We start from the raw sequence: 26887 nt of genomic DNA, 5'->3' as shown, positions 1-26887 counted from the left end.
TTAATGTTTGAAATGTCTAACGCCAGTGAAGACCATGGCGATGCCGTATTCATCTGCTTTTTGAATCGATTCTTCATCACGAATAGATCCGCCTGGCTGAATGATCGCTGTGACGCCTGCCTTTGCAGCAGCTTCCACTGTATCGCCCATTGGGAAGAATGCATCAGAGCCTAGTGCGCTTCCTTTTGCCTTTTCACCAGCTTGCTCAATTGCAATGTTAGCTGAGCCCACGCGGTTCATTTGACCAGCACCGATTCCTGCTGTCATTTGATCTTTCGCAAGGACAATAGCATTTGATTTCACATGCTTGACTACTTTCCAAGCAAGCTTTAAGTCTTTCCATTCGTCTTCTGTTGGTTCTCTTTTCGTTGGAATAGAAATCGTTGCTTCCTCTAAGCCGTACGTGTCAATATCCTGAACAAGCAGTCCGCCATGGACACTTGTCAGCTGCTTTTCCTTTTTCCCGAGATCCGCTTCTACATCTAATGTTAATAGACGAAGATTCTTTTTCGCTGTTAACACGTCAAGTGCTTCTTGGCTGAACGATGGGGCGATGACAATTTCTAAGAAAATCGTATGCAGCACCTCAGCCGTTTGTTTGTCTACTTCACGGTTAAGTGCCACAATGCCGCCAAAAATAGACGTCTCATCTGCTTTGAATGCTCGGTCAAATGCTTCTGCAATCGTTTCTCCTGTACCAACGCCGCACGGGTTCATATGCTTCACAGCAACAGCTGCTGGCTCCGTGAATTCACGTACAATTTGAAGAGCGGCATCTGCATCTTTGATATTGTTGTAGGAAAGTTCTTTTCCATGTAATTGCTTTGCAGTAGCCAAAGAACCTTTGGCTGGAAGAGCATTTTCATAGAAAGTCGCCGCTTGGTGCGGGTTTTCTCCATAACGAAGGGATTGTTTTTTCTCAAACGTGACAGTGAACTGTTCTGGCTCTGTTTCGCCCACAAAGTTTGTTAAGTAATCCGCAATCAGAGCATCGTAAGCAGCCGTATGACGGAATACCTTTGCAGCGAGCTCACGTTTTTTCTCGAGTGACACGCCGCCTTCTTTGATTTGCTGGATGACTGTATCATAGTCACGAGGATCGACAATCACTGTGACGTCTTGGTGGTTTTTTGATGCTGCACGAAGCATTCCCGGTCCGCCAATATCAATGTTTTCAATCGCTTCTTCATACGTCACATCGTCTTTTGAGATCGTCTCTTTGAATGGATAGAGATTCACGACAACAAGATCAATCGGCTGAATGCCATGCTTCTCAATCTGTGCCATATGCTCATCGTTTTCTCTCACTGCTAAAAGCCCGCCATGAATGTTCGGGTGAAGTGTTTTGAGTCGTCCGTCCATGATTTCAGGGAATCCAGTGACTTCTGAAATTCCAATGACATCAATGCCGTTCTCTTGAAGAAGCTTATGTGTACCTCCAGTTGAAATCACTTCAACGCCAAGTTCTGTTAATTCTTTCACAAAAGGTACAAGATTCGTTTTATCGGAAACACTGATTAATGCGCGTTTGATCGTCATGCCTTCGTCACCTCATTAAGATAATTCTAAAAGTGATTTGATCACTTTTGGATATAGTGTGTGTTCTAGTTCATGCATTCTTTTTTCAATCGATTCAAGCTCTTCCCCTTGTTCGATGTAAATCGACGCTTGGTCAATGATCGGACCTGTATCCATGCCTTCATCGACAAAATGGACGGTGATACCCGCCACTTTGACGCCTGCTTGATAGGCTTGTCCAATGGCATCCAGCCCTGGGAAGGCTGGCAGCAAGGACGGGTGGATATTGACAATTTTCCCTCTGAATGCTTCAAGTAATGTTGGACCAATCAGTCTCATATACCCAGCAAGGAAAATCCATTCCACTTCATGCAGCCTAAGCTGTTCAATGATCGTTTGTTCAAAAGCGGCTTTATTCGGAAAAGCCTTCGGGGTAAAGGCAAAGGAGGGAATGCCCTCTTTCTCAGCACGCTCCAGCACCTTTGCACCCGGTTTATCACAAATCACAATGGCGGCCTCTGCCTGCCACTGTTCTTTTTTTAATGTATCCATAATGGCTTGAAAATTCGTCCCGCTTCCAGAGGCGAAGATCGCAAACTTCTTCATGAGAGGCTTCCACCGCCGAATGTGACACCTTCTCCTTTTTGAACACGGCCGATGAGAAATGCTTTCTCTCCGTCTTCTTCAAGTCCTCTGATCACTTCGACAAGGTCATCTTCTTTTACCGCTAAGACAAAACCAATGCCCATATTAAACACGTTGAACATTTCTTCTGCCTTTAACTGTCCTTTTTCTTGAATAAAGGAGAAAATTGGCGGTACTGGCCATGAGCCGTTATCAATCTCAACGCCAAGCCCTTCAGGCAGCATACGCGGTAAATTTTCAATAAAGCCGCCGCCTGTCACATGTGCCATGCCGTCAATCTTGCCGGCTTTCACTTGTTTAAGAACAGGCTTCACATAAATTTTGGTCGGTTCAAGAAGCTCTTCTCCAAGCGGTCTTGTAAAAGGTTCATACGTTTGATGCAGATCCAGACCAGCGTCTTCCAGCAATACTTTACGAACAAGAGAGTACCCATTGCTATGAATTCCGCTTGAGCTGAGTCCAATAAGCAAGTGCCCCTCTTTGATGCTCTCTCCTGTCACAATTTCATCCTTTTCAACGACGCCTACTGAAAAACCAGCAATATCATATTCATCTTCTGTGTAAAGACCCGGCATCTCTGCTGTTTCTCCGCCGACAAGCGCTGAACCAGACTGCTCACAGCCGTCAGCCACACCTTTGACGATTGATTCAATTTTTATCGGATCTGCTTTACCAACTGCTAAGTAATCTAAGAAAAAGAGCGGCTCTGCCCCTTGTGCCAGCACATCGTTCACACACATTGCCACGGCATCAACACCGATCGTATCGTGTTGATCCATTAAAAAGGCAAGCTTTAATTTTGTTCCGACACCATCTGTTCCTGAGACAAGAACGGGCTTTTTGTATGGCAGCTCAGATAAATCAAACATACCGCCAAATCCGCCTAGAGCACCCATGACGCCTGCTCTTTTTGTACGTTCCACGTGTGTTTTCATTCGTTTGACGGCTTCGTATCCTGCTTCGATGTCGACACCGGCGTTTTTATATGCTTCTGACATCCCATTCACTCCTTTTAGCTGCTTCTCTTCCATTTATTTTCAGCAGAATGAAAGAGCAGCATATCAAATCATCTTGACTGCTGCTCCTTTATTCGATTATTTCGTCAGTGCTGTTTCCTTCACATGCGGAAGAACAGTATCTTCATAAATTTCAGTCGGGTATTTCCCAGTAAAGCATGCTAAGCATTGACCGCGCTGCGGATCATCATACTTTCTGCCAATCCCGTCCATTAAACCGTCTACAGATAAAAATGCAATGGAGTCTGCACCGATTTCCTGTCTAATTTCTTCCACTGAATGAGAAGAAGCAATCAGCTCTTCATGTGTGGACGTATCAATTCCATAAAAACACGGATGTGCAATTGGCGGTGAACTAATGCGGACATGGACTTCCGTCGCACCCGCTTCTCTTAGCATCGTCACAATGCGGCGGCTTGTTGTTCCGCGTACGATGGAATCATCCACCATCACGACACGCTTTCCTTCGACGACCCCGCGCACAGCAGACAGCTTCATGCGCACGCCCTGCTCACGCAATGCTTGAGACGGCTGGATAAAGGTTCTGCCGACATAACGGTTTTTAATTAAACCGAGCTCATATGGAATACCTGTTGCTTCGGCATATCCAATCGCTGCAGAAATACTCGAATCTGGTACACCTGTCACAACATCTGCTTCGACATGCGCTTCCTCAGCAAGCTTTTTGCCAAGGTTCTTTCTCGCACTATGCACGTTGATGCCGTTGATATTGCTGTCAGGTCTTGAGAAATAAATGTATTCCATGCTGCACATGCTGCGGTTAATATTCATGGAGAAGCGCTCAGATTTGAGGCCTTCATCATTAATGATCAGCATTTCGCCAGGCTCCACATCTCGTAAATACGTGGCGCCGACAACGTCAAATGCACATGTTTCAGAAGCAACGACATAAGCGTCCCCAAGCATACCAAGTGAAAGCGGACGTAAGCCGTTCGGATCAAGTGCCACAATCATTTCAGTTTCCGTCATAATTAAGAAAGCATATGCTCCTTTAAGCATGGACAGGGCATTTTTGATCTGCTCTTTCAATTCAATATAGCCGCTGCGCTTAATTAAATGAGCGAGCACTTCAGTGTCAGAAGATGTCTGAAATATACTCCCCTGGTTCTCTAGCTGCTGCTTTAATTGCGTTGCATTCACTAAGTTCCCATTATGAGCAAGGGCAAGACTGCCGTTGTTTTGCGAGCGGAAGAAGAGGGGCTGCACATTTTCAAAGCCGCCTCCGCCTGCTGTCGCATACCGGACATGTCCGATTGCACCTTTACCTTTCAAATCCTTTAGCTCACCGTTTTGAAAGACTTCCGTAATCAGTCCAAGGCCTTTATGTGCCGTCAGGTTTTCACCATCTGTTGCAATGATTCCCGCACCTTCTTGTCCTCGGTGCTGAAGACTATGCAATCCGTAATATGTGATTTGCGGGGCTTCTTCGTGTCCCCAAACCCCAAAGACGCCACACTCTTCGTTTAAGCCTCTGATTTCAGCAAGCATGGGATCGCTCCTTTCCATGCACGTTCAAGTTCGTTGACCGCTGCATGAATCCATTGTTGTCCTTCTTGATTTTTGACGGTGAATACACCATCATTTGTGACCGTTCCAACTTCTTTCGCATCTTTGACAGCCGCAGCAAATGCTTCGCGGTGCTCTGGTTTCACTGTGACAACAAAACGTGACTGTGTTTCACTAAATAATGAAGCTTCGCTGTTTAAATCCATTTGGATATGAGCGCCAAGACCGTCTGTTCCAAATGTACTTTCAGCAAGTGCGACACCAAGACCGCCTTCAGACACATCGTGTGCTGATTGAACAAGTCCGTTTTGAATCGCAGCAAGAAGGGCTTCCTGACGCGTGAGCTCTACATCCAAATCAATTTCCGGTGCTTTTCCGTAAATACGGCCTTCTGTCATCTTTTGAAGCTCACTGCCTGCGAATTCTTCCTTCGTCTCACCAATCACGAAAATTACATCACCAGCCTGCTGGAACGACTGTGTCGTAATATGAGCTGTATCTTCAACCAAACCAACCATCCCAATGACTGGTGTTGGGTAAATGGCTGTTCCATTTGATTCGTTATATAAAGAGACGTTACCACCGATAACTGGTGTGCTTAGCTTGCGGCACGCTTCGCTAATACCGTCAGCAGATTTTTCAATTTGCCAGAAAATTTCTGGTTTCTCTGGGTTACCGAAGTTTAAGTTATCTGTTACTGCAAGCGGACGAGCGCCTGAGCACACAATGTTACGTGCTGCTTCTGCGACTGCGATTTTCCCGCCGACCTCTGGATCAAGGTACAGATAACGTGCGTTACAATCGGTTGTCATCGCAAGGGCTTTTTTCGTTCCACGGATTCTTAAAACGCCCGCATCAGAGCCTGGTGCAACGACTGTATTTGTCCGAACCATGTAGTCATATTGATCATAAACCCATTCTTTACTTGCAATTGTTGGCTGCTGGAGAAGCTGCTTTAACGTGTCGGCTGCATCTGTGATAGCAGGTGCTTCAACTTTTGTTTCTAAAAACTCACGATAGTAGGCAGGCTCACTTGACGGCTTGTGATAAACCGGCGCTTCTTCTGCAAGCGCGTCAACAGGAAGCTCACATACCACTTCACCTTGGTGAAGTAAACGAAGCATTTTATCGTCTGTCACATGACCGACTGATACCGCTTCAAGATCGTATTTTTCAAAAATATCAATGATCTCTTGTTCACGGCCTTTTTCAATGACCAAAAGCATTCTCTCTTGAGATTCAGAAAGCATCATTTCGTATGCTGACATGCCTGTTTCACGCTGCGGGATGAGATCTAGATTCATCTCGATACCAGAACCTGCTTTACTCGCCATTTCCGCACTTGAGCTTGTTAAGCCAGCCGCTCCCATATCCTGAATCCCAACGAGTGCATCGTTTTTGATGACTTCAAGGCACGCTTCAAGCAGCAGTTTTTCCATGAACGGATCACCGACTTGAACAGCTGAGCGTTTTTCTTCTGATTCATCAGAAAATTCCTCAGACGCAAATGTTGCACCGTGAATTCCGTCACGTCCCGTTTTGGCACCAACGTACATGACCGTGTTGCCAACACCTTTGGCCTGCCCTTTTTTAATGTCCTCATGGTTGATTAGTCCAACACACATTGCATTCACGAGCGGGTTGCCTTCATAGCTTTGATCGAAATGAACCTCTCCGCCGACTGTTGGAATTCCGATACAGTTTCCATAGCCTGCGATCCCTGCCACTACTTCTTCAAACAAGTACTTCACGCGCGGTGAAGTCAGTTCACCAAAACGAAGAGAGTTTAATACAGCAATTGGACGCGCACCCATGGAGAATACATCACGGATAATTCCGCCGACACCTGTCGCCGCTCCTTGATACGGTTCAATCGCAGATGGATGGTTATGTGATTCGATTTTAAATACAACCGCTTGGTTGTCTCCAATATCAACGATTCCAGCGCCTTCCCCAGGACCTTGAAGAACGTGCTCTCCTTTTGTCGGGAATTTGCTTAAAACAGGCTTTGAGTTTTTATAACTGCAATGCTCTGACCACATGACAGAAAAAATGCCCGTTTCTGTGTAGTTTGGCAGCCTGCCAATAATGGATTCGATTAAAGCGAATTCTTCATCACTCAATCCCATTTGCTGATACAATTTCTCTTCTTTAATTTGCTTGTGACTTGGTTCAAGCAGTAGTGACATGAGTGTCCCTCCAATTTTTCACGATAGATTGAAACAATTTAAGTCCGTCTGCGCTGCCTAGTAATGAATCAACCGCGCGCTCAGGGTGTGGCATCATGCCGAGTACATTGCCCTCTTCATTCGTTACACCTGCAATTCGATTCACACTGCCGTTAATATCATCTCCGTAAGTGAAAGCGATTTGGCCGCGTTCAATGAGCTTCGCTAGAGTGTCTTCATCACAGTAGAAGTTGCCTTCACCGTGCGCTACAGGAATCGTAATGGATTCGCCTTTTTGATAACCGCTTGTAAATTGCGTTTCGTTGTTTTCTACAATGAGTTCAACTGGTCGACAGATAAACTTCAAGTCTTTATTTCGTCTCATCGCCCCCGGAAGAATGCCTAGCTCCTGAAGAATTTGGAACCCGTTACAAACACCAAGAACAGGTTTTCCTTCCTCAGCTGCTTTCTTCACCGCCGGCATGATGTTTGAGAAGCGGGCGATCGCACCACATCTTAAGTAATCCCCATAGGAGAAACCGCCTGGTACGAGTACACCGTCAAATCCGTCAAGACTCGTTTCGTCGTGCCATACATATTCAACTTGTTCACCTAACTCATCTTGAATCGCATGGTACATATCGATATCACAGTTAGAGCCAGGCAAGACGATCACTGCAAACTTCACTGTGCGACAACCTCCTCCACCTCATAGCGGTAATCTTCAATCACCGTGTTGGCAAGTAATTTTTCGCACATTTCTTTGACGACTGTGTCTAAATCACGATCTGATTTTTCAATGACAAGCTCCATGTATTTCCCGATACGGACATCCTTTACTTCCTGATAAGACATGCTGTGCAAAGCGTGCTGCACGGCACTTCCTTGTGGATCAAGAACGCTCTCTTTTAAGCTGACAAAAATTTTCACTTTATACATGTTTATGGCCTCCAAGTCTTTTGAAAATTTCTTCGTATGCATTCGTTAAGCCGCCCAGGTTTCGTCTGAAAACGTCTTTATCAAGCTTTTCGTTTGTATCTTTGTCCCAAAGCCTGCACGTATCAGGTGAAATCTCATCAGCTAGCAAAATACGATTCTCATGATCTATTCCGAATTCAAGCTTGAAATCAATTAAATTCACATGGCAATCTGAGAAGATTTGCTTTAACTCTTCATTCACTTGTCTTGTGATCTGTTTCATTTCCTCTACCTGCTCAGGTGTCGCTGCATGTAAAATGCGAATATGATCTTCTGTAATGAGCGGATCGCCGAGTGCATCATCTTTGTAGTAAAACTCAATCAAAGGTGTGTCCAGTTTCGTTCCCTCTGGAATGCCGAGGCGTTTTGACATACTGCCTGCCACTACATTTCGTACAACGACTTCAAGCGGAACAATCTGCACCTTTTGAATGAGCTGCTCTGTTTCAGAAAGGCGTTTTACAAAGTGATTGTTGACCCCTTTTTCATGCAGCATTTGAAAGATTAAGCTTGAAATCTCGTTGTTCAATCTGCCTTTGCCTTCGATTTCAGCTTTCTTTTCGCCGTTAAATGCTGTAGCTGAGTCTTTATATTCAACATATAAAATATGCTCGTCATCGGTCTGATAGATTCTTTTCGCTTTGCCTTCGTAGAGAAGTTCTTGTTTCACAGTCATTCAGGTTGGCCTCCTAATTTGAATGTTGGCAATTTTCAGGATTGGGCGCCTGGCGAGCAGGCGGCCCATTTCTTACGCAAGACCTAGACGTTCGAAAATCATATCGACATTTTTCAAATGATAGTTGTAATCGAAGCAGTCAGCGATTTGTTCAGGTGTTAAGCGTGACGTGATTTTTTCTTCTGCTTCTACTAATGAACGGAACGGCACTTGCTTCTCCCACGCTTCCATTGCCTTTGGCTGAACCGTGTCATATGCCTCTTCACGTGCCATGCCTGTATCAATTAGTGCAAGAAGAACGCGCTGTGAGTAAATTAAGCCAAGTGTGCGGTCCATGTTGCGTTTCATGTTCTCAGGGAAGACCGTCAAGTTTTTCACGATGTTTGAGAAACGGTTGAGCATATAGTTCAGTGCAATCGTGGCATCTGGTAAAATGATGCGCTCAGCAGATGAATGAGAAATATCACGCTCATGCCAAAGCGGTACATTTTCATAAGCTGTCAGCATATATCCTCGGATCACGCGGGCAATTCCCGTCATATTCTCAGAACCGATTGGGTTACGCTTATGCGGCATCGCTGATGATCCTTTTTGTCCTTTTGCGAAGAACTCTTCTACTTCACGTGTTTCACTCTTTTGAAGACCACGAATTTCAACAGCAAATTTCTCAATGCTCGTTGCCACTAAAGCAAGAGTAGCCATGTAATCTGCATGGCGGTCACGCTGCAAGGTTTGGGTTGAAATTGGTGCAGCTTTGATGCCAAGTTTCTCACACACATATTGCTCAACAAACGGGTCGATGTTCGCATATGTGCCAACAGCTCCAGAGATTTTGCCGTATTCAATGCCAGCTTTTGCTTGTTTAAAACGTTCTAGGTTACGCTTCATTTCTTCGTACCAAAGACCAAGCTTCAGGCCAAATGTTGTCGGTTCAGCGTGTACACCGTGTGTACGGCCCATCATGACGGTATATTTGTGCTCTTTTGCTTTTTCTTTTAGTATGTCAACAAATCTCTCAATGTCCTTGAGCAAGATATCATTCGCCTGTTTTAATAGATATGAAAGCGCCGTATCCACTACGTCTGTCGATGTTAATCCGTAATGAACCCACTTTCTTTCTTCTCCTAGAGATTCAGATACAGCACGCGTAAAGGCAACCACGTCGTGGCGCGTGTCTTGTTCAATCTCCAGAATACGTCCAATATCAAAGCTTGCATTTTTGCGCATTGTCACAACGTCTTCTTTCGGAATGACGCCAAGCTCTGCCCAAGCTTCACAAGCGAGAATTTCTACTTCAAGCCATGCATTAAATTTGTTTTCCTCTGTCCAGATTGCTGACATTTCTGGTCGTGCGTAACGTTCGATCATTTCCCGTTTCCTCCATCTCTTTCAGTCCATATCTTTGTGATGTTTGTCATCCATTCATCATCGAGCTGTTTCATAAACGTCATATGCCCCATTTTGCGGCCGGCTTTTACTTCATGCTTTCCATATAGATAAAGCTTCGCTTCTTTGAGAAGCTCAGGATGCTCTTTTGGAATGTCCACTTCATCGCCTAATAAATTCACCATCATCCCCTCTGATAAAAGGGCTGTACCGCCAAGCGGCAGACCACATATAGCGCGGACGTGCTGTTCAAACTGACTTGTCTCACATAAATCGAGCGTATAATGGCCAGAATTATGCGGGCGTGGTGCCAGTTCATTGACGAGCAGCTTTCCGTCATTTGTCAGGAACAGTTCTACAGCAAGAGTACCAACCAGCCCCAGCTTTTCAGCCAGTGTTGTTGCAAGTTCTTTCGCCTTCTCCTGAATGCGGTTCTCTACCCTTGCAGGCACAATGCTTTGGAACAAAATATTATGCTTATGAATGTTCTCAGCGACTGGAAATACGGCGATCTCTCCATGAACAGAACGAGTGACGATCACCGAAAGCTCCATTTGGAATGGAACCCAGCTTTCTAAAATACATGTTCCATGTGTGAGCAGTGCAGCAGCTTCCTTCAGCTGTCCTTTTTCTTTGATGACGTACTGTCCTTTTCCATCGTAGCCGCCTCTGCATGTTTTCAGCACGGCTGGCAAACCGAGCGCGTCCACGGCATCTTCCAGCTCTTTTTCATCATGAATGATGCGGTAAGGTGCTACTTCACAGCCTGCGTCTACAATCCCTTTTTTCTCGGTCTCACGATTTTGAGTTAAAAGGAGAAGGTCGCTTCCTTGTGGTAAATAGGCTTCTTCCTTGAGCTGATTCAGTGCATCATAATCAATATTTTCAAACTCATAAGTCACCACATCGCTGATTTCTGCCAGCTTTCGAATCGCTTCAAGGTCACTATATGCGGCTGTGATTTCTGTATCGGCAACCTGTCCGCAAGGAGATTGTGTGACCGGGTCTAGAACTGCTGCCCGGTACCCCATTTGCTTTGCGCTGACAGCCATATATCTGCCAAGCTGTCCGCCGCCAATGATACCGATGGTTGCGTTTGGAAAAATGGTCTGCTTAGCCAAGCTGATCACTGCTTTCTAGTACAGTCTGTTTTGTCTGCTCTCTTCTTTCTTCAAGGCGAGCTGCAATTGTTTCATCAAATGCTGAAATCATTTGTGCGGCAAGAAGGCCTGCATTTGTTGCACCGGCTTTGCCGATTGCTACTGTAGCAACTGGTACACCGCCTGGCATTTGAACGATGGATAATAAGGAATCCAGACCGTTTAGTGCTTTTGATTGTACAGGCACACCAATGACCGGCAGTGTCGTTTTTGCTGCGACCATCCCCGGTAAATGTGCTGCGCCTCCAGCACCGGCAATGATGACCTTTAGTCCTTTACCTCTTGCTTCAGTCGCATATTCAAACATCAAGTCAGGTGTCCGGTGTGCGGATACTACCTGTTTTTCGTACGGAATGTTTAATTCCTCTAAGATGTCGCACGCATTTTTCATTGTTTCCCAATCAGATGTACTTCCCATGATGACACCTACAAGCGGCTTCATTTTGTCCCCACCTTTAAGCTGATATTCGATTTTGTATCGTTTGACACGCTTCCCAAACCTAAGCAGCTTGTCAAACGCCGAACAAAAAGGCCCGATTTGCATTGCATTGTTAGGAAGCAACACAAACCGGGCCATGGTAAGCGCTGTTCGCTTTTGAATTGCCATGTCAGTTTTGTTCACTATCCTGCATAGTCCAGTCATTTACGGTAACTGGGTAGAAACTTATGGGCCATATTCCCAAGATTATATGAGGCTCGTGTTTTGATTTCATGTTTATCTTAACAACGGATGTTCATGATGTCAACGGATTTATCGAACAATCTATGAAGTCGTCGTTTTAATGTTCGGATTTAGACTATTTTTCCTTCGAATACGATTTTTTTCCCAATCGGAATGATCTGAATCGACCCATTTTCCTTCTTTTCTTGAAAAATCGGTTCCTCCATTCGTCGGACAGGCGAGTAGCCTTCCGCTGCCATCTGGGACAACACTTGATCAATCGTCATGTTGTCTTCCACATAGAATTTTTTCTTCTTTGGTTTTGCGGTCATTCTTTAATTCTCCTTTTCTTCACAGCCTTCACCCAGAAGCCGCCGTGAATCGATTTGGGCTCATATGAAATGATAAACGCCTTTGAATCCAGCGTCTTAATCGTTTCATATAATTGCAGTTCATATTTTCTCGGTGTTAAAATTTGCAATGCTGTCCGGTCTCCTTCAAGACCGCCTGCTACCCAGCTGGTGACACCATATCCTTTTTCTCTCAATTGTCTTGGGAGATCGACATCCAATTCTTTTGTGATCACGTTAACAGTTGTGTAGCCAAGTGCCAGCTTCTCTTCAATTTTCATCCCGACAATGATCCCCATTCCATAACCTAGGGCATACGCAATGACATTTTGTATTTGATCTAAGTTATCTAGAACGATACTTAACCCAATGACATAAATGAGCATTTCGATCGTACCCGCAAAAGCAGCTGCGTACCGTCTGCCTTTCATCGTTAAAATCAAACGCATGGTGGAAAAAGAAACATAGACAATATTAATCACTAAAATGATTAAAACCATGGTGAACGCATTGGATAAAAGTTGTTGAAGCACGATTCGAACCCCCTGCACTAAAAAATCAAATAAAGCACCCCATATTCTACTAGAGAACATACCTTGATACAATCAAATTTACGCGATCAAAACACATATATCTTTCGACAACAAGGGTGGTGTTTGTTACCAAGAGTTTACCCGTTTTTTTCTCTTCTCAACATGAAAACCCCCTTTTTCAAAAAAGGAGGTTTTCAGGTGTGTTTTATCCGAATCGAACAGGAACAAGTGATGGAATCAAATACTCCCCGACTATGCCCCAGAGCAGCGCGATGATGACAAGCTCAACCAATAAAAAGACCCAGCCTGCATACATCAAATCTCCACGTTCGGCATCATGCTCCGATTGAATCGAGCGAAAGAGCACGACCGCAATCAACTGAAGGCCGACAAACATCATCACGGATAATATGACGGTCACATATGGAATATTCAGCATGGCAAATACAAGCCAAAGGATGGATAAAACCAACACCGGCACAAGCGCAGCACCAAACTTCATGATCACTTCTTTCAGTGATATGTTTCCTTTTAGCATGTATTTTCCGAGCAGCCAGACAGTGAGCATCATCAATGTCAACACAATGAGTGTAAAGACTGCAACCCTCAAAAAGGCGTCACCAAAAGAATAATGAATGCCAAAGCCTAATAAACGGGTTTTTGACGCCTTTAATTGAACATAGTTGCCTAAAGCAAAAAACACACTGAATAACACAATCGAGATCCAGGCGTACTTCATACGCAATGTTTCCGCTTGATTGATGGCCTGACTCGGTGATTTTAACATCGCCAGTCCATATGAACCATAGCGTTTAAACGCGCCTCCTACACCTTGCAGCATACGCTGGATGGTTGAACGCTCATCATCTGCTGATTTTGAGGTTCTTCCACGTTTTGCAGCGCTGCGGCTGAGGCGGGATTGCCTTGTTTCTTGATCTATTGATGACTCTTCATTTTTCTTTTCAGATGTCCCCTGATCTTGATCTTTCTCTAACATCTCATATCAACTCCTATCCAATCCTTACAGGTTCAAGTGAATGAACTGTTCGGATGACTCCTCTTAAAGTAGCGGAGTCTCTCTATTCAGTCAAGATTCCTTGACGTTCATACGAATAGACGGATAAAAGCCAGCAGAGGTTTTAAAATGGAGAGAAAATAAGACAAAACAAAAAAGCTGACGGCCTCCATCAGCTTTTTATCAATGTTGAAATACATGGTCAACGATAGTGACTCCGCTTTCCTTGCTGAACTCGGAGATTCTCCTGATGAGCGGGGAACCGAGTCTTTTTGGTCGTATCGACCTGTGTAATATGGCCATTATGAATGGTGATGACTACTGATCCATAGTCGATCCCTTTTAAGGCAGATAAAATATAATTCAGCTTTTGTTCATCCATCGCTCATCCCCCTATTTTTGTTTTCGCTCTTTTAAATAGAGAACTTCATTTTCCAGCTCATGAATCGTGTAATGCATGAGCGCCTCCTGCTTTTCTTCATGCCCCCATAAAAGGAGCTTTTGAATCAGCACCTGCTTTTTTCGTTCAATCACCTGTCTAAGCCAGCGTGACAAAAGACATCTCCTCCCCTTTTGAATGTCTGCAAGAAAAAAAGGCACCCTGAAACCTTCTATTAAAAAAGGAAATCAAAGCGCCTTTGGTGATCCAATCAGCGAATTATGTCTTTTTATCATAAACACATAATTCCTATAAGTCAACTATGTTTTGATTTTTTTAACAAAAAAACAGCAGCCCCATGAGCTGCTGTTTCAGATGTTCAATTAATGATTTAAGAAAGCGAAATATAGAATAAAGATGACAAACAATCCGTACATGATTGGATGCACTTCTTTGGCTTTCCCTTTAAAGATCATCGTAATCGGGTAGAAAATAAAGCCAACCGCAATCCCTGTTGCAATACTGTATGTCAGTGGCATCATAATCATCGTTAAGAACGCTGGTACCGCAATTTCAAAACGATCCCATGCAATCTTTGCAAGCGGAGCGACCATCAGTGCACCGACAATAATTAAAGCAGGTGCTGTCACATTCGATGTAACGATGGATAAAAGTGGTGAGAAGAACATCGCAAGCAAGAAGAAAATGCCTGTGACGACCGCTGCAAAACCAGAACGTGCACCAGCAGCAACACCTGAGCTAGATTCAACATAAGATGTCGTTGTAGATGTCCCAAGAACAGAACCTACAACAATAGAAGAAGAATCCGCTAGCAGTGCTCTTCCTGCACGAGGCAGCTCATTATTTTTCATTAAACCAGCCTGTGTTGCCACAGCCACAAGTGTACCAGCTGTATCAAAGAACCCAACGAATAGGAACGTCAAAATCACGACAAGCATTTGGATGGAGAAAATTTCTGGCAAGTGAATCAAGGCTTGACCAAAGGTTGGAGACAAGCTTGGAATACTTCCCACAATTTGAGATGGTACTGGCACAAGACCAAAGATCATCCCAGCAATAGCTGTCACAAGCATCCCAATGAAGACACCTGCATTCACTCGAAGAACCATTAAAATGACCGTCACAACGATACCAAACACCGTTAACAAGACAGGACCACTATGAATGTTCCCAATCGAAACGAGCGTATTATCATTATTGGCGATAATGCCAGAGCCTTGAAGACCGACAAACGTAATGAACAAACCAATACCTGCACCAACCGCCAGCTTCAGCTCAGCCGGAATGGCATTGATGATTTTTTCACGGAAACCTGTTAAAGAAAGGGCTACGAAAATCAATCCTGAAACAAACACACCCGAAAGTGCTGCTTCCCATTTAATGCCCATGCCAAGCACAACCGAAAAGGCGAAGAACGCATTGAGACCCATACCTGGTGCAATCGCAATTGGATACCTGGCGATCAATCCCATCAGGATACACCCTGCAGCAGAAGCTAACGCCGTTGCTGTAAAGACAGCGCCCTGATCAATACGTAATTTATCTGGAAAATCCGGTACCGACACTAATGCAAGTGTGATCGGATTAACAAACAGAATGTAAGCCATCGACAAAAATGTGGTTAAACCACCGATGATTTCTCTGCGGTAATTCGTTCCTAACTCATCAAACTGAAAAAACTGTTTCAAGCCAACTGACTCCCTTCATGTCCTTTTGCTTTAGCCTGCCCCATTCACTAGTCAAATAAAAAACGCCCCAACAATTTTGGGACGCTTGACTACATATGTGAATTCAGACTGTGACATAAAACAAGAACAATGCATGATTTATATCAAACGAGTGTGAATTGACGTAGTCAAGCCATTTACGGTAGCTTGGTAGAAACTTGCGGGCCATATCCCCGCGATTATACGACTTCTATCTATTTGATTTCTGTGTCTATTGTACCAACTTCATTTTTAAAACACAATACGAAAAGCGAACATTTTTCAAAGAAATGTCCGCTTCATTCGTCTTATTACACGAATTTGGAAATTCACATCTATTTCTTTATACACCCTTCTCCTAAACCTTCTCTTTTGGCAAATACTGTTTCGGCTACACGGAAAAACTCTTTCACTGCCGGAGAAGCTTGGGTGAGTGAAGGACAGGCGAGCGCAACTTCACGATGATGAGAGACATTCAGCTGACGAATATGCACAAGCTGCTGCGTTTTTAAAAACAACTCCGGACCAATCGTGACGCCGAGTCCTTCCCCTACCATACGAGCAATGGTCGTACAATCATGAACTTCAAATAAAACAGCCGGCTTCATTTGCGCCTCCGAAAAAATATCCTCTACATGTGATTGATACATGCCAGTCGGCATAATAAATGGTTCACCCGCCAAATCCGTTATATCTACAATGGGCTGCTGTTCATATCGATGATTTGGGTGATAAGCGACGACCATCTCATCTTTCATAAGCGGCAGTAAATCAAAGGCTTCATCCGCATGGCCTTTCACAACAAATCCAACATCAATGATGCCAGAATCCAGCCACTCCAATATTTCTTCATACGTTCCCTCATAGAATTTAAATTCGATTTTTGGATGTTTTTTCTGATAGCTCACAAGCAGCTTAGGCAATAAACAGGCAGAGGCACTGGCAAATGTGCCGATCCGAATCAAACCTGTTTCAATATTTTTCGTTAACGCAATTTCTTGCTGGATTTTCTCCACTCTATTTAACACTTCTCTAATATGCGGGAGAAGCGTTTGACCAATGTCCGTCAGCATAATGCCCTTTTTTCGGTCGCGAATGAATAAAGACACACCCCACTCTGACTCTAAATTCGCCACTGCATGACTCACAGCTGACTGCGTCATATTTAATGCTTCAGCTGCTGCTGTAAAACTGCCAAGCTCCACAACTTTTGCGATAATATCAAAACGAACAAAGCTCATGAGTATTTACTCATCTCCTTCATGAAAAACATCAATTTTACTTATGTTAGCACGGAATTTAAACTAAAGACAACGTATCAACATGAAGGAAGGGTTCAAAATGAAAAACACATCTCATCAGCTATTGATCATTCTTTTAGCTGTCGGTTCATTTGTCACAGGCACGTCAGAATTCGTCGTGTCAGGCATTCTAGATATCATTGCTGTCGATTTACACATCTCCATTCCTGCTGCCGGACAGCTCATCACCGTCTATTCTCTTTTTTATGCAGTAGGCGCTCTCTTTTTAGTCATGGCAACGTCGAAACTGAACCGAAAAAAAGTTTTGTTAGCGGCTATTTTTGTGTTTATTTTAGGCAATATGCTCGCCTTTTTCAGCCATCATTTTGTGCTGCTCCTGCTATCTCGCGTCATCATGGCCATGAGCGGCGGCTTATATATTGTCGTTGCCACGAATTATGCAGCGCAGATCGCCCCGCCAGAAAAAAAGGGAAGTGCAATGGCGACGGTCATCACTGGATTCACCGTTTCACTCGTACTTGGTGTGCCGATTGGAACATTTCTATCAGGTCAAGTGGATTGGCACTATATTTTTCTCATCATTGCACTAGGTACTGCTTGTCTCTTCTTGCTTCTTTATCAATTGTTGCCACGCATAGAGGGACATTCTCATCTGCCATTAAAGCAGCAATTACACATTCTTCAAGACCGCAGGGTAATCAGCGGCCTAGCAACAACCGTCTTTTGGATCTTAGGCTACACGATGGTCTTTGCTTATATCTCTCCATTATTAAGACAGACCGCCGGCTTTTCACTTGAAATGACAAGCATTGCCTTGCTCGTCTTAGGAATTTCTGCTTTTATTGGCTCACGTTTTGGCGGATTCGCCGTCGATCAATGGGGACCAAACCGAACCATCTCGATCAGCATCATGATCCAGATGTTCGCTCTCTTTACCTTATTTTTTACTCAATTCTCTACAATTAGCGTCTTGATCACGCTTGCCATTTGGGGCATCGCTACATGGACAACAACACCAGCGAAGCAATTTTATCTAATCTCCCTTAAACCACAAGCATCAGAAACCGTGCTGAGCTTTAATACAGCGATTATGAACATCGGCATGATGCTCGGATCGTCTATGGGCGGCGTGATTATTCAGTATACAAATGTAACGAATTTAAGTTGGATTGGTGGGATAGCTAGTTTTGTGGCGTTGATGTTGATTCGGTATTCGTTCAATCGTCATCGACTGGTAGAACAACAGACAAAAAGCGAACATGTGTAATCATGTTCGCTCTCTTATTTATTGACTAGCTTTTGAAGTTTCTTTTTTGACTGGAATGGTTACCTTTATCTCTTTCTGTGGTGCCAACATGTTCAGTTCAGTCAAATCAAGATAAAGCCCATATTCTTTAAAAGAAAAATGGTTTAATGATAAAGTCTCTAAATTCTTATCATCAAATTCAAAGGTGGATTGCATGGAAGCTGTCTTTAAATTCGTCACCTTCGCATGGTTCCCCTTCAAGTAATATCCGCTTTCATAGTCTGCTTGTGGATCGGGCCATGATTTCATCTTTTCAACATCGCCTAATCCAATGAATTCACCTATATTCTCCATCACATCCTGATCTAATTCTTTTTGATCTACTCCAGTAAATTGATAATCAACAATCACAGAACGGTCTTTTTGCTCTATCTTAATGATTTTGATTCCGATGCCATGGTGTTTTGTTTTGAACTGAACAGGCAGCTTTGTCTTGAGAGGAATGATGTGGCTGTATTCTCGTTCGTATCTCACATCTGTGTAAAATGTCAATTCAGTCGCCTTTGGATTGATCGGCTGATTCAAAATTGTCAAATGATCTTTTCTAGTTTTGTCAGAAGTCAGTTGTTTTTTTCTTAAAACGGTTCCAATCTCAAGCTCATACTCATTCCCTAAATTATCCTTCATTCTATCAATACTAACACTATCATCTTTGGCAAAACCATTGTAATCAATGGCATATTGAATAGCAGAGCCATTCACTCCATTTTCTACCTTTACGTTTCTTATTTGATAACTTCCATTTAAAATAGACACGTCTTTTTGTCCCGCTAATAAAGTGGTTTTTTGCTTGACCACAGGTAACTTGAAGCGCCAATTCCCTACAATATCCCCAATCTTCGAAATAACAAGCGGTACTTGCTGACCTTGTTTGATCGTTTGTCCATTTGTATAGACTTCCGTCTGCCCAACATAGCGGCCATCTTTCATTTTTTTCAATCCCTGATTGTCGTAACTCGGTTGGAAAGTGTCATTTATACGATCGAAGTTGTTGACTATGAATGGTACAGAATCTTCCTTTGTATTCAAATTCTCCACAGTAAACGTATAAACAAGCCGCCCGGCATCATAGTACACACTGTTCACTTTCACAGTAACCCCTCTTGATTCAGCCCCCTCATTGACATGCTTCACCAACTCACTCTGAAAAAGAGACATTCCTACTTTATCGTGAAACATCATATATAACTGTCCAACAAACGGCACTCGAGCCATTGCTGTATTAAGAGAAGGAAAAAGGAAACCTGATGAAAAGTAAAGGACGATGAGAACGAGGACAGAGTATATTGGCGTTCTCCAGTTCCATTTGAACCAATGTCTTTTCTGTTCCGCTTTTACATCTCCTATTGCTTGGCGAATCGCAGAGGTTACTTCAACCATTGGTACATCAATCTCATCATAAAGCTTTTTCATTTCTTTTCGTTCCATCGACACTCTCCTCCTTCTCCAATGTTTGCTTTAATAGCTTTCTTGCTCGATACAAATGAGTTTTGACTGTTCCTTCGGGCACACCCATCTGTTCAGAAATCATTGAAATCGAATAATCTTGAAAATAAAATAGCTGAATCACGAGCTGATATTGCTCATCTAATACATCTAGTGCATTTTTTAAATCAAGCTTGTCTTCCAAAAAATCATGACGCTCAACGCTCTCGTGATGCTGTTCAAACGGAACAACATCTTGCTGCTTTTTCTTCATCGCAAAAATCGTATGAATCAAAATCCGCGTCAGCCAGCTAGAAAAATAAGCCGGCTCTTTTAAGCCAGATAGATGCTTAAACGCTTTAAATACCGTCTCTTGAACAGCATCTAACGAATCCTCTTTATTTCTTGTATAGAGAAAAGCCGTTTTATATAAACGCTCCTGATACATCAGCATTAATTTCTCAAATGCCGGGACATTCCCTTTTTGTGCTTTTTTAATTAGACGCACTTGCTTCATCTCACTCACACCTCCTACACCTGTTAGAGCAAGCTTTCTCTCAAACGGTTTCAACAAACGGAAATTTCTTTCACGTAGCATATGTCGGACAAAAATAGAAAAAGTGAAGAACGAGCAGCAAAGATCATGTCGAACATTTGATATAATGGAAAAAATATGTACAAAAAGGAGTATGCCGATTGTTTCTCTTTGAAGAACCCGCGTGTGCTAGCTGTCAGAAGAAGATAGAAGGTAACGAAGAAGTGTACGTCAAGCTCATCTATCCAAAGAGACGTGGAATGACAGAGGTAAAGGCTTGGCTGAGGAATGAAGGGGTTTTTTATTGTAAGGCATGTTATGGAAAAGCAACATAAAAACAAGCATTTCAATTAAAATGCTTGTTTTTACTTTCTACTTTTTTATTTCCGCTTACTACGAAGTTCAATGAGTGCTAGTTTATTGTCATTGAAAAAGAACTCTAGAATGATACCGTTTGATTGATCTTGATATTGTATACCTTTGCTATACCCTTCGACAAACCAGAGCTTCTTGAATTGCTCTCCATATGTTTGTATCACAGATGAATAATCTTCTCCTATTTTAACTCCCTTAGATGTTTGAAGAGTTTTCTGTTTTGACTGATTGTAAATAGATGTAACTCGATGATGTTGATCAACTGATACTACAAAATCTTGATTTTCTTTTTCCATATAGACACTCTGTTTAGGATGAGAGAATTGAGTATTCTCCGCAAAAGTATGATCTCCCTCAAATTTTTCACCGATCTTAAAATGACCTAACGATTCATTTATTAAAGATACAGAGTGAAAATTAAAAAACATAGCCACCCAAACAAATAGTGCGGTTCCTCCTAAAACAGAACCTACAATCACTAGCACTTTAGATTGAATGATTCCCTTTATAAATAAATAGATCACTAAAGATACGGCGATCATCACGATGACGATCATAATTAGAAAAATGCCCATTTCAATTATCCTCTTTTATCGAATTCGTTTGTGAATTATTCCCACAATCATATTCTCATATTACACCAAAGCATTACACAAAATCGACCAGTACAGGTATAATTTAAATAAAATTGCACAAGGAGAAAAATATGACTAGACGTGAACTGGTATTCCCGCAATCATTTCCAACAATACATACCGAAAGACTAATCTTAAAACAAGCGACGATCGAAGACGCTGAGGATATGCACATCTATTTATCCAATGAAACCGTGTGCCGCTACATGGGAATTGATGCTCATAAAACGATTGAAGACACAAAAGGAGAAATCCAGTGGTATGACAACATCTTCAAAGAACAAACAGGCATCCGCTGGGGCATTTCTTTAAAAGATGATCCTGCGATCGTCGGCAGCTGTGGATTTCTTAACTTGGAAAAACAGCACTGCCGCACGGAAATTGGCTATGAATTGCATCACGATCATTGGAGAAAAGGCATTATGAGCGAGGCGATTGCTGCGGTGTTACGATATGGGTTTCAGGAAATGAATCTGAATCGGATTGAAGCGATAATTGATCCAGCTAATACATCCTCTGTTCAATTATTGGAGAAGATTAAATTTGTACGAGAGGGTTTATTGAGGGAGTATGATCTTGGTCAAAATGGGTTTGATGATGTGTTTATGTATTCGATTTTGAAGAGGGATTACAAATAAAACAAATGAAAACTGATATTCATTTCATTCAAAAGCCGCAATCAGAATATGTTTCTTTTCACATTTATGAGCTCAATCCGACGATTGAAAAGCTTGTCCAGCAAGTGGAGCAATCAGCCCCCTTCTTCCTAGCGAAAGACCCTGAGAAAGAAAGCATGAAAAAAATCTATTATCACGACATTTTATATATTGAAAGTGTTGATAAAAAATCGTTTTTGTATACGACAGACGGGGTTTTTCTCATAAAGGAAAAGTTATTTGAACTTGAAGAACACCTTGAAGCGCATGATTATGTCAGAATCTCGAAATCGATGATTCTGAATATTGATTCTATCGCCTTCATTTCTCCTAAAACAAGTGGCCGTTTTGAAGCAAGCCTTAAAAATGAAGAAAAAGTAATGATTTCACGTTTTTATATTCAAGCATTAAAAGAGAAGCTTGGATTACGGAGGAAGTGAATAGAATGAAACGTTACATCATCAATCTTTTGATCACATTTTGTATGATCTTTACAGCCTTAGTGTTGATTTACTGTTTCACATTTGGATCGATGCCGATTTACATTTTAGAAGCGATCATTTCCAATTCCTTTTTTTCAAGCGCCCTGACTTTCTTGCTATACCCAAAACAAACATATAGCCATCAACGGATTCTTTTTCAACAAATCCTATATATTGTCCTTGTGATGTGTATGATAATGACAACTATCATTATCGTCAGCAGTGAAATCAGTCTCCTTTCGTTCATCGTGAATTTCCTTGTGGTCATGGCATTATTCTTTTTAATTAAGTACCTATTGTATAAAAAAGATCAGGCAACCGCTGCGGAAATCAATGACCTTTTACAGCAGCGAAAAAAACGAACTACATCTTAATATGCATCTTAGGGTTAAAAATTGACAGGTTAGGAAGATTTAATTGAGGCTTCTGCTTGATTCCACTACTCTGACATTAGAGGAGGAATCAACAATGAAACCAATGACAATCATTCGAAAAGCTGTGCTTCTACTGCTGTTTTCTTTAATTATTCCAACAAGTGCAGGTGTCTATATATCCATCAAAGAAGTGACCGATCCTATGACCATCTATATCATCAATGGCTGTGCCATGCTGGCTGGGTGTCTTTTTCTTCTATTGATTATTCAGAAAAGCCGTTTTCACTTGAAAGAAATAGGCTACCGAAAAGGGGCTCTCGGGATGTGGGTCATTCCCATCCTTATCATCGAGGCCATCCCGTTCATCGCTGGATTAAACACGGATTTATCCCTCTCTTCCTTTACGGCACTTTGCTTCTTCATGGTCTGTGTCGGTATTTTTGAAGAAGGTATTTTTCGCGGCATTCTGTTTCAATATTTAAAGCAAATCAATCTAAGCACCGCCATATGGGGTTCCGCCGTACTATTCAGTCTTGGTCATGCTGCGAATCTTTTAAGTGGAAAAAGCCTCACCTTAACCGTTGCTCAAATCCTATTCGCCTTCTTATTTGGATTCGTTGCAGCTGAAATTGTGGCACTCACAAACAGCCTGCAATGGGTCATCATATGGCACGCAGTGCATAATATCGTGGATCAAATGACAAATGGGCAAACATCTGTGGAATTGCAAATGCTTTTACTGTCAATTCAATGTGTCATTTTGCTTGTTCTTGCGGTGGTGTTGTGGAGAAAATTAAGAATAAAAAATTGAATGTTTAATCATGGTAGATAGGTAGAACAGGAGGAAAGAAATGACGAATTACAGGTGGATAGAAGACTGGTTTAAAAAGTGCGAAGAACTTGAAATAAAGCCTTGGGCATGGGATTTTAAACAAAGTTATATCAAAGAGTCGATAAAAGATATATCACCAATTAAGATCATGTTAGAGTATAAAATAGGTAAACTCAAAGCTACAGTTAAACCTCGTAGTAAGGCTGATTGTGATAAAGAACCTTTTCACATTTATCAATTACTATGGGGTACAGAGAATGACCCAGAGCTTGAATCAAAGCATCATTTAGATTATTATGATTTGGTCCGCGGCGAAACAATGAATTCGTTTTGGACAACTTATAAAAACAGTGTGATCAGCTCAGAAAATAAAGACGCTTTATACAATGAAATGGGCATTAACCCAAAAAAATCTCTTAAAGATCAATGTCATTTATTGATTTCTAATGAGAAATTCAAAGAGTTTAAACAGATCAAAGATAATATTGTAGCGTTTGAAAAATTCGCTACTTCTTCTCATTGTATTGGAAATTTCACTGTATTACCTCATTGGATGAATTCTGGTCGATACAGTTTCTCTCAAGATTATTGGGATGTGACATTACAATCATTCTTTGACTTTTTTAAACCATTAGGATGTTGGAAACAGTTCGTGGAACTATATTTCCTCGAACCTTATGTGAACAATGATGAAGAATGGACAGTGAGTGAATTTTGGGAAGGTCATTTTGAAGGAACCGGAAGTTACAATCGATTAAAACCTCAAGATGAACAAGAATTAAGTGAATATCTACATAAAGTCAATCTTAGGATTGAAGAACGGGGCAAATGGATTATTAAAAAAGTCTGTGAAGAATTGAAGTTACAGCACTTCAATTTTTATGATGAACTGAAAGATATGCGATTGCAATTTTCCAATGAAATGAAATAAATAGAAATGAGCGAGCTCAGTGCTTCGCTTTTTTATTTTCTAAAAAGAATTCCGAAAACAGAAAATTAGATCATAACAAAAAGCCGATATCCTAAGCGTCATATCAGCATCATGTTATCGAACTTATTGATTGATGTAATCCTCTTTCAGGATGATATATGTTTCTATACCATAAAACAGCTGCTTGTCTAAGCATCCCTTCTTTAATAAAACCATTTTTTAAAAGGACTTTTTTTAATACCTCGTTTGCTGGCTGACCTCCGCCTGAATTCTATTGATATCAATCTCTTCAAACAGAAATTTCACTAGTTTAGAAGACTGCTTCTGTTGCGATGCCCATATCCCTATGTTCCTCCGCCAAGAAATAGCCAATCGTCACCGCATTCATTTTTTGATTGAGGTCCGTTGTTTCGATTATGCCAGTTAGCATATGAGGCTTGTCCTTAAATATTTGCTATTAAATTTGGTATCAGAGGTTTGCTTTCTATTGGTGATGATAAGGAAATCAATGTAGTGGAAGTCCCATACTTCAAACTCTCATTTTCAAATAATTCAAGATCCTTTATGGATTCCGCTACTACTTTAATCAAATAATTGAATTCTCCGCTAATTCGGTGACATTCTACTACTTGTGAAGCACCCTTACAATAATCAACGAAATGATTGCATGTGTTGGTTCGGAACAGGATAAAAGCCACTATGGGTTTTCCAACTTTCTCATTTGAAACGACAGCACTATACCCCTTTATCACCCCCTGCTCTTCTAATCTTTTCACCCTTTCTGTAACTGCTGGTTGAGACAGCCCTATCAATCTTCCAAGGGAAGTCATTGACAACCTAGCATCTGACTGTAAACACTTTAATATATCTCTATCAATACTATCCATATAATGATTCCTCCATGTGATTAGATGATACTGACATTTCACCATAACTATTTAGAATAATATGCTCTACAAGTCATTATATTACAATTCATAACCAATATCATTGAATTTCCTTAATTTCAAAGTTAATTTTAGACCAATACCTTGATTATCACATGTAAAAATCAAATGCCCGTTAGTATAATTAATTTCATTAACGAATCGGGAGGACTTTTTACAAATGGATAATCATTTTAATTTAAATAAACCAAATCAAAAACCTTATACATCATCTTCAGAACGTCTACCTTGGACTGGTTTAATTGCACTAGCTATGGCCGGATTCATATGTGCTCTTACGGAAACAATACCAGCAGGCCTATTGATACCGATCAGTAAAGGACTTGATGTGTCAGAATCCCTAGCAGGTCAACTTGTTACGGCTTATGCTTTGGGCTCACTCATTGCAGCTATTCCAATTACAGCAGCAACACAAGGTTGGAATAGGAAACCATTGCTTCTTTTATGTATGACTGGATTCCTTGTATTTAATACGATTACAGCCCTTTCTTCTAGTCTGACTTTAACTCTAATAGTTCGTTTCTTTGCGGGTGTAACGGCGGGAATACTGTGGGGAATGACAGCGGGATATGCACGGCTGATGGCACCGAAGTCATTGAAAGGAAAAGCTATGGCTATAGCTATGATTGGTACTTCTTTTGCATTAGCATTTGGTCTACCAGTTGGGACATTTCTTGGCTCCCTTGTTGGTTGGAGAATTGTCTTTGGTATCATGTCATCACTAGCCGCATTATCAATTTTATGGATTTTTTGGAAAATCCCAGACTTCCCAGGACAAACTCCAGAAAAGCGAATGAGCCTATACAAGGTGTTTGTTACTCCTGGTGTTCGTCCCATTCTGTTTGTTGTATTGGCTTGGGTACTTTCTCATAATATACTTTATACTTACATTGCACCATATCTATCAGAAGCGGGTCTTTCCCAGCGGGTTGATTTGGTCTTACTCATTTTTGGCGTTACATCTTTAATTGGAATCTGGATGATAGGTGTATTCATTGAACGAATATTACGCACTTTGGTTTTAATGAGTCTTGCTGGGTTTGGATTGGCAACATTAGCGTTAGGTATTGGAATTAGTCAGCCTACTATCATTTATGTTGCTGTTGCTTTATGGGGGTTAACCTTTGGAGGGACAGCAACACTCACGCAGACAGCAATAGCAGATCATGCGAAACAAGGTGCTGATCTTGCTCAATCTATGCTTGTTACTGTTTGGAATCTGGCTATTGGCGGCGGGAGTGCAATTGGAGCTATTATGATGGAATCATTTGACGTAAGTTCTATTCCAGTGGTCATGTTATTCCTCATTGCACTTGGGTTACTAGTAGCATTTCGTTCAAATGTTTATGGATTTCCTTTGAAAACTAAAAAGAGCTAGAATCCCCTTA

The 26887-nt window shown here is 41.9% G+C and carries 30 protein-coding genes, 1 pseudogene and 2 riboswitches; of the genes and pseudogenes, 8 read left to right on the top strand and 23 right to left on the bottom strand.

Annotated elements, in window-relative coordinates:
- From purH to MHI46_RS03285, 18 genes are all read right to left on the bottom strand, one after another.
- On the bottom strand, positions 1–1539 hold the full coding sequence (gene purH / locus MHI46_RS03370) for a bifunctional phosphoribosylaminoimidazolecarboxamide formyltransferase/IMP cyclohydrolase (protein ID WP_025092624.1): 1539 nt from the start codon (positions 1537–1539) through the stop codon (positions 1–3).
- 15 nt (positions 1540–1554) lie between these two features.
- Complete coding sequence (gene purN / locus MHI46_RS03365; protein WP_041108687.1) at positions 1555–2124, bottom strand: phosphoribosylglycinamide formyltransferase; 570 nt, start codon at positions 2122–2124, stop codon at positions 1555–1557.
- The gene (purM, locus tag MHI46_RS03360) at positions 2121–3161 is read right to left on the bottom strand and encodes a phosphoribosylformylglycinamidine cyclo-ligase (protein WP_024424511.1); all 1041 of its coding nucleotides are present in this window, start codon (positions 3159–3161) and stop codon (positions 2121–2123) included. The genes purN and purM overlap by 4 nt, the downstream gene beginning before the upstream one ends.
- Before the next feature lie 96 nt (positions 3162–3257).
- Positions 3258–4688, bottom strand: a complete 1431-nt coding sequence (gene purF / locus MHI46_RS03355; protein WP_039183010.1) for an amidophosphoribosyltransferase — start codon at positions 4686–4688, stop codon at positions 3258–3260.
- Positions 4664–6895 (bottom strand): phosphoribosylformylglycinamidine synthase subunit PurL, encoded by a 2232-nt coding sequence (gene purL / locus MHI46_RS03350; RefSeq protein WP_039176940.1) that lies wholly within the window; start codon positions 6893–6895, stop codon positions 4664–4666. The genes purF and purL overlap by 25 nt, the downstream gene beginning before the upstream one ends.
- Positions 6879–7562, bottom strand: coding sequence for a phosphoribosylformylglycinamidine synthase subunit PurQ (gene purQ, locus MHI46_RS03345; RefSeq protein WP_024424510.1), 684 nt, complete (start codon positions 7560–7562; stop codon positions 6879–6881). Before purQ ends, purL begins: the two co-directional genes overlap by 17 nt.
- Positions 7559–7813 (bottom strand): phosphoribosylformylglycinamidine synthase subunit PurS, encoded by a 255-nt coding sequence (gene purS / locus MHI46_RS03340; protein WP_003214349.1) that lies wholly within the window; start codon positions 7811–7813, stop codon positions 7559–7561. Before purS ends, purQ begins: the two co-directional genes overlap by 4 nt.
- Complete coding sequence (gene purC, locus MHI46_RS03335; RefSeq protein ID WP_039176936.1) at positions 7806–8528, bottom strand: phosphoribosylaminoimidazolesuccinocarboxamide synthase; 723 nt, start codon at positions 8526–8528, stop codon at positions 7806–7808. Before purC ends, purS begins: the two co-directional genes overlap by 8 nt.
- Before the next feature lie 72 nt (positions 8529–8600).
- Positions 8601–9896 carry an adenylosuccinate lyase gene (purB, locus tag MHI46_RS03330; protein ID WP_024426701.1) on the bottom strand — a complete coding sequence of 432 codons (1296 nt, stop codon included), beginning with the start codon at positions 9894–9896 and terminating at the stop codon, positions 8601–8603.
- On the bottom strand, positions 9893–11035 hold the full coding sequence (purK, locus tag MHI46_RS03325) for a 5-(carboxyamino)imidazole ribonucleotide synthase (RefSeq protein WP_041087070.1): 1143 nt from the start codon (positions 11033–11035) through the stop codon (positions 9893–9895). The genes purB and purK overlap by 4 nt, the downstream gene beginning before the upstream one ends.
- A complete protein-coding gene (gene purE / locus MHI46_RS03320; protein ID WP_039183007.1) occupies positions 11028–11516 on the bottom strand; it encodes a 5-(carboxyamino)imidazole ribonucleotide mutase in 489 nt (162 codons plus the stop codon). The genes purK and purE overlap by 8 nt, the downstream gene beginning before the upstream one ends.
- A 169-nt stretch (positions 11517–11685) precedes the next feature.
- Positions 11686–11787: riboswitch (purine riboswitch) on the bottom strand.
- Between the two features lie 79 nt (positions 11788–11866).
- Positions 11867–12067 carry an NETI motif-containing protein gene (locus MHI46_RS03315; RefSeq protein WP_012009137.1) on the bottom strand — a complete coding sequence of 67 codons (201 nt, stop codon included), beginning with the start codon at positions 12065–12067 and terminating at the stop codon, positions 11867–11869.
- On the bottom strand, positions 12064–12618 hold the full coding sequence (locus tag MHI46_RS03310; protein ID WP_024424505.1) for a DUF2179 domain-containing protein: 555 nt from the start codon (positions 12616–12618) through the stop codon (positions 12064–12066). The genes MHI46_RS03315 and MHI46_RS03310 overlap by 4 nt, the downstream gene beginning before the upstream one ends.
- Before the next feature lie 205 nt (positions 12619–12823).
- Positions 12824–13615 carry a hypothetical protein gene (locus MHI46_RS03305; RefSeq protein ID WP_260775412.1) on the bottom strand — a complete coding sequence of 264 codons (792 nt, stop codon included), beginning with the start codon at positions 13613–13615 and terminating at the stop codon, positions 12824–12826.
- 220 nt (positions 13616–13835) lie between these two features.
- Positions 13836–14015 (bottom strand): YezD family protein, encoded by a 180-nt coding sequence (locus MHI46_RS03300; protein WP_047202807.1) that lies wholly within the window; start codon positions 14013–14015, stop codon positions 13836–13838.
- An 11-nt stretch (positions 14016–14026) separates the two neighbouring features.
- Entirely contained in the window at positions 14027–14188 is a 162-nt protein-coding gene (locus MHI46_RS03295; RefSeq protein WP_166644707.1) for a hypothetical protein, read from the bottom strand.
- Positions 14189–14395: 207 nt separating this feature from the next.
- Positions 14396–15721: an NCS2 family permease gene (locus MHI46_RS03290; RefSeq protein WP_034282847.1), complete on the bottom strand. Its 1326-nt coding sequence runs from the start codon at positions 15719–15721 to the stop codon at positions 14396–14398.
- Between the two features lie 144 nt (positions 15722–15865).
- Positions 15866–15967: riboswitch (purine riboswitch) on the bottom strand.
- Positions 15968–16074: 107 nt separating this feature from the next.
- The gene (locus tag MHI46_RS03285; protein ID WP_342503104.1) at positions 16075–16980 is read right to left on the bottom strand and encodes a LysR family transcriptional regulator; all 906 of its coding nucleotides are present in this window, start codon (positions 16978–16980) and stop codon (positions 16075–16077) included.
- Positions 16981–17080: 100 nt separating this feature from the next.
- Here MHI46_RS03285 and MHI46_RS03280 point away from each other — a divergent pair, with 100 nt between their 5' ends.
- Positions 17081–18268 carry an MFS transporter gene (locus tag MHI46_RS03280; protein ID WP_260775407.1) on the top strand — a complete coding sequence of 396 codons (1188 nt, stop codon included), beginning with the start codon at positions 17081–17083 and terminating at the stop codon, positions 18266–18268.
- Positions 18269–18286: 18 nt separating this feature from the next.
- Here MHI46_RS03280 and MHI46_RS03275 read toward each other — a convergent pair whose 3' ends face one another.
- Together MHI46_RS03275 and MHI46_RS03270 are read right to left on the bottom strand one after the other, a co-directional pair.
- A complete protein-coding gene (locus MHI46_RS03275) occupies positions 18287–19735 on the bottom strand; it encodes a DUF4179 domain-containing protein (protein ID WP_260775406.1) in 1449 nt (482 codons plus the stop codon).
- Entirely contained in the window at positions 19704–20249 is a 546-nt protein-coding gene (locus MHI46_RS03270) for an RNA polymerase sigma factor (RefSeq protein WP_260775405.1), read from the bottom strand. The genes MHI46_RS03275 and MHI46_RS03270 overlap by 32 nt, the downstream gene beginning before the upstream one ends.
- 179 nt (positions 20250–20428) lie before the next feature.
- Here MHI46_RS03270 and MHI46_RS03265 point away from each other — a divergent pair, with 179 nt between their 5' ends.
- Positions 20429–20602, top strand: a complete 174-nt coding sequence (locus MHI46_RS03265; RefSeq protein WP_058837855.1) for a hypothetical protein — start codon at positions 20429–20431, stop codon at positions 20600–20602.
- A gap of 45 nt (positions 20603–20647) precedes the next feature.
- Here MHI46_RS03265 and MHI46_RS03260 read toward each other — a convergent pair whose 3' ends face one another.
- The gene (locus tag MHI46_RS03260; protein ID WP_260775404.1) at positions 20648–21217 is read right to left on the bottom strand and encodes a hypothetical protein; all 570 of its coding nucleotides are present in this window, start codon (positions 21215–21217) and stop codon (positions 20648–20650) included.
- Between the two features lie 131 nt (positions 21218–21348).
- On the opposite strand from MHI46_RS03260, the gene MHI46_RS03255 reads away from it, so the two are divergent.
- The 5 genes from MHI46_RS03255 (at position 21349) to MHI46_RS03235 (ending at position 24552) form a co-directional block, all read left to right on the top strand.
- Entirely contained in the window at positions 21349–21915 is a 567-nt protein-coding gene (locus tag MHI46_RS03255; protein ID WP_212040330.1) for a GNAT family N-acetyltransferase, read from the top strand.
- Between the two features lie 5 nt (positions 21916–21920).
- Entirely contained in the window at positions 21921–22373 is a 453-nt protein-coding gene (locus MHI46_RS03250) for a LytTR family DNA-binding domain-containing protein (protein WP_224930591.1), read from the top strand.
- A 5-nt stretch (positions 22374–22378) separates the two neighbouring features.
- Positions 22379–22789: a hypothetical protein gene (locus MHI46_RS03245; protein WP_260775403.1), complete on the top strand. Its 411-nt coding sequence runs from the start codon at positions 22379–22381 to the stop codon at positions 22787–22789.
- A gap of 94 nt (positions 22790–22883) precedes the next feature.
- The gene (locus tag MHI46_RS03240; RefSeq protein ID WP_260775402.1) at positions 22884–23600 is read left to right on the top strand and encodes a CPBP family intramembrane glutamic endopeptidase; all 717 of its coding nucleotides are present in this window, start codon (positions 22884–22886) and stop codon (positions 23598–23600) included.
- Between the two features lie 40 nt (positions 23601–23640).
- Positions 23641–24552, top strand: a complete 912-nt coding sequence (locus tag MHI46_RS03235; protein WP_260775401.1) for a hypothetical protein — start codon at positions 23641–23643, stop codon at positions 24550–24552.
- A 123-nt stretch (positions 24553–24675) separates the two neighbouring features.
- On the opposite strand, the pseudogene MHI46_RS03230 reads toward MHI46_RS03235, so the two are convergent.
- Positions 24676–24997, bottom strand: a pseudogene (locus MHI46_RS03230) (GNAT family protein); the annotation flags it as partial.
- Complete coding sequence (locus MHI46_RS03225) at positions 24996–25439, bottom strand: Lrp/AsnC family transcriptional regulator (protein WP_260775400.1); 444 nt, start codon at positions 25437–25439, stop codon at positions 24996–24998. The pseudogene MHI46_RS03230 and the gene MHI46_RS03225, both read right to left, overlap by 2 nt.
- A gap of 220 nt (positions 25440–25659) precedes the next feature.
- On the opposite strand from MHI46_RS03225, the gene MHI46_RS03220 reads away from it, so the two are divergent.
- Complete coding sequence (locus tag MHI46_RS03220) at positions 25660–26877, top strand: MFS transporter (RefSeq protein ID WP_260775399.1); 1218 nt, start codon at positions 25660–25662, stop codon at positions 26875–26877.
- The last annotated feature ends 10 nt before the right edge of the window (positions 26878–26887 follow it).

This window comes from Bacillus sp. FSL K6-1000 (genome assembly GCF_038630785.1).
GTDB lineage: Bacteria > Bacillota > Bacilli > Bacillales > Bacillaceae > Bacillus > Bacillus safensis.
Note: the sequence above shows the minus strand (reverse complement) of the source record. Positions and strands in the feature narration are given on the sequence as shown.

Excerpts from the sequence above, each read along its gene's own strand:
- purS (WP_003214349.1), bottom strand. The coding sequence starts at position 7,813 with ATGTATAAAGTGAAAATTTTTGTCAGCTTAAAAGAGAGCGTTCTTGAT.
- MHI46_RS03315 (WP_012009137.1), bottom strand. The coding sequence starts at position 12,067 with ATGACCGCAAAACCAAAGAAGAAAAAATTCTATGTGGAAGACAACATG.
- purL (WP_039176940.1), bottom strand. The coding sequence starts at position 6,895 with ATGTCACTACTGCTTGAACCAAGTCACAAGCAAATTAAAGAAGAGAAA.
- MHI46_RS03240 (WP_260775402.1), top strand. The coding sequence starts at position 22,884 with ATGAAACCAATGACAATCATTCGAAAAGCTGTGCTTCTACTGCTGTTT.
- purB (WP_024426701.1), bottom strand. The coding sequence starts at position 9,896 with ATGATCGAACGTTACGCACGACCAGAAATGTCAGCAATCTGGACAGAG.
- MHI46_RS03285 (WP_342503104.1), bottom strand. The coding sequence starts at position 16,980 with ATGAGCTTTGTTCGTTTTGATATTATCGCAAAAGTTGTGGAGCTTGGC.
- MHI46_RS03255 (WP_212040330.1), top strand. The coding sequence starts at position 21,349 with ATGACTAGACGTGAACTGGTATTCCCGCAATCATTTCCAACAATACAT.
- MHI46_RS03275 (WP_260775406.1), bottom strand. The coding sequence starts at position 19,735 with ATGGAACGAAAAGAAATGAAAAAGCTTTATGATGAGATTGATGTACCA.
- MHI46_RS03245 (WP_260775403.1), top strand. The coding sequence starts at position 22,379 with ATGAAACGTTACATCATCAATCTTTTGATCACATTTTGTATGATCTTT.
- purE (WP_039183007.1), bottom strand. The coding sequence starts at position 11,516 with ATGAAGCCGCTTGTAGGTGTCATCATGGGAAGTACATCTGATTGGGAA.
- MHI46_RS03305 (WP_260775412.1), bottom strand. The coding sequence starts at position 13,615 with ATGTTAGAGAAAGATCAAGATCAGGGGACATCTGAAAAGAAAAATGAA.
- purN (WP_041108687.1), bottom strand. The coding sequence starts at position 2,124 with ATGAAGAAGTTTGCGATCTTCGCCTCTGGAAGCGGGACGAATTTTCAA.
- MHI46_RS03260 (WP_260775404.1), bottom strand. The coding sequence starts at position 21,217 with ATGGGCATTTTTCTAATTATGATCGTCATCGTGATGATCGCCGTATCT.
- MHI46_RS03280 (WP_260775407.1), top strand. The coding sequence starts at position 17,081 with ATGAAAAACACATCTCATCAGCTATTGATCATTCTTTTAGCTGTCGGT.
- purF (WP_039183010.1), bottom strand. The coding sequence starts at position 4,688 with ATGCTTGCTGAAATCAGAGGCTTAAACGAAGAGTGTGGCGTCTTTGGG.
- MHI46_RS03235 (WP_260775401.1), top strand. The coding sequence starts at position 23,641 with ATGACGAATTACAGGTGGATAGAAGACTGGTTTAAAAAGTGCGAAGAA.
- MHI46_RS03225 (WP_260775400.1), bottom strand. The coding sequence starts at position 25,439 with ATGGATAGTATTGATAGAGATATATTAAAGTGTTTACAGTCAGATGCT.
- purM (WP_024424511.1), bottom strand. The coding sequence starts at position 3,161 with ATGTCAGAAGCATATAAAAACGCCGGTGTCGACATCGAAGCAGGATAC.
- purH (WP_025092624.1), bottom strand. The coding sequence starts at position 1,539 with ATGACGATCAAACGCGCATTAATCAGTGTTTCCGATAAAACGAATCTT.
- MHI46_RS03250 (WP_224930591.1), top strand. The coding sequence starts at position 21,921 with ATGAAAACTGATATTCATTTCATTCAAAAGCCGCAATCAGAATATGTT.
- MHI46_RS03300 (WP_047202807.1), bottom strand. The coding sequence starts at position 14,015 with ATGGATGAACAAAAGCTGAATTATATTTTATCTGCCTTAAAAGGGATC.
- MHI46_RS03220 (WP_260775399.1), top strand. The coding sequence starts at position 25,660 with ATGGATAATCATTTTAATTTAAATAAACCAAATCAAAAACCTTATACA.
- MHI46_RS03270 (WP_260775405.1), bottom strand. The coding sequence starts at position 20,249 with ATGAAGCAAGTGCGTCTAATTAAAAAAGCACAAAAAGGGAATGTCCCG.
- purC (WP_039176936.1), bottom strand. The coding sequence starts at position 8,528 with ATGACTGTGAAACAAGAACTTCTCTACGAAGGCAAAGCGAAAAGAATC.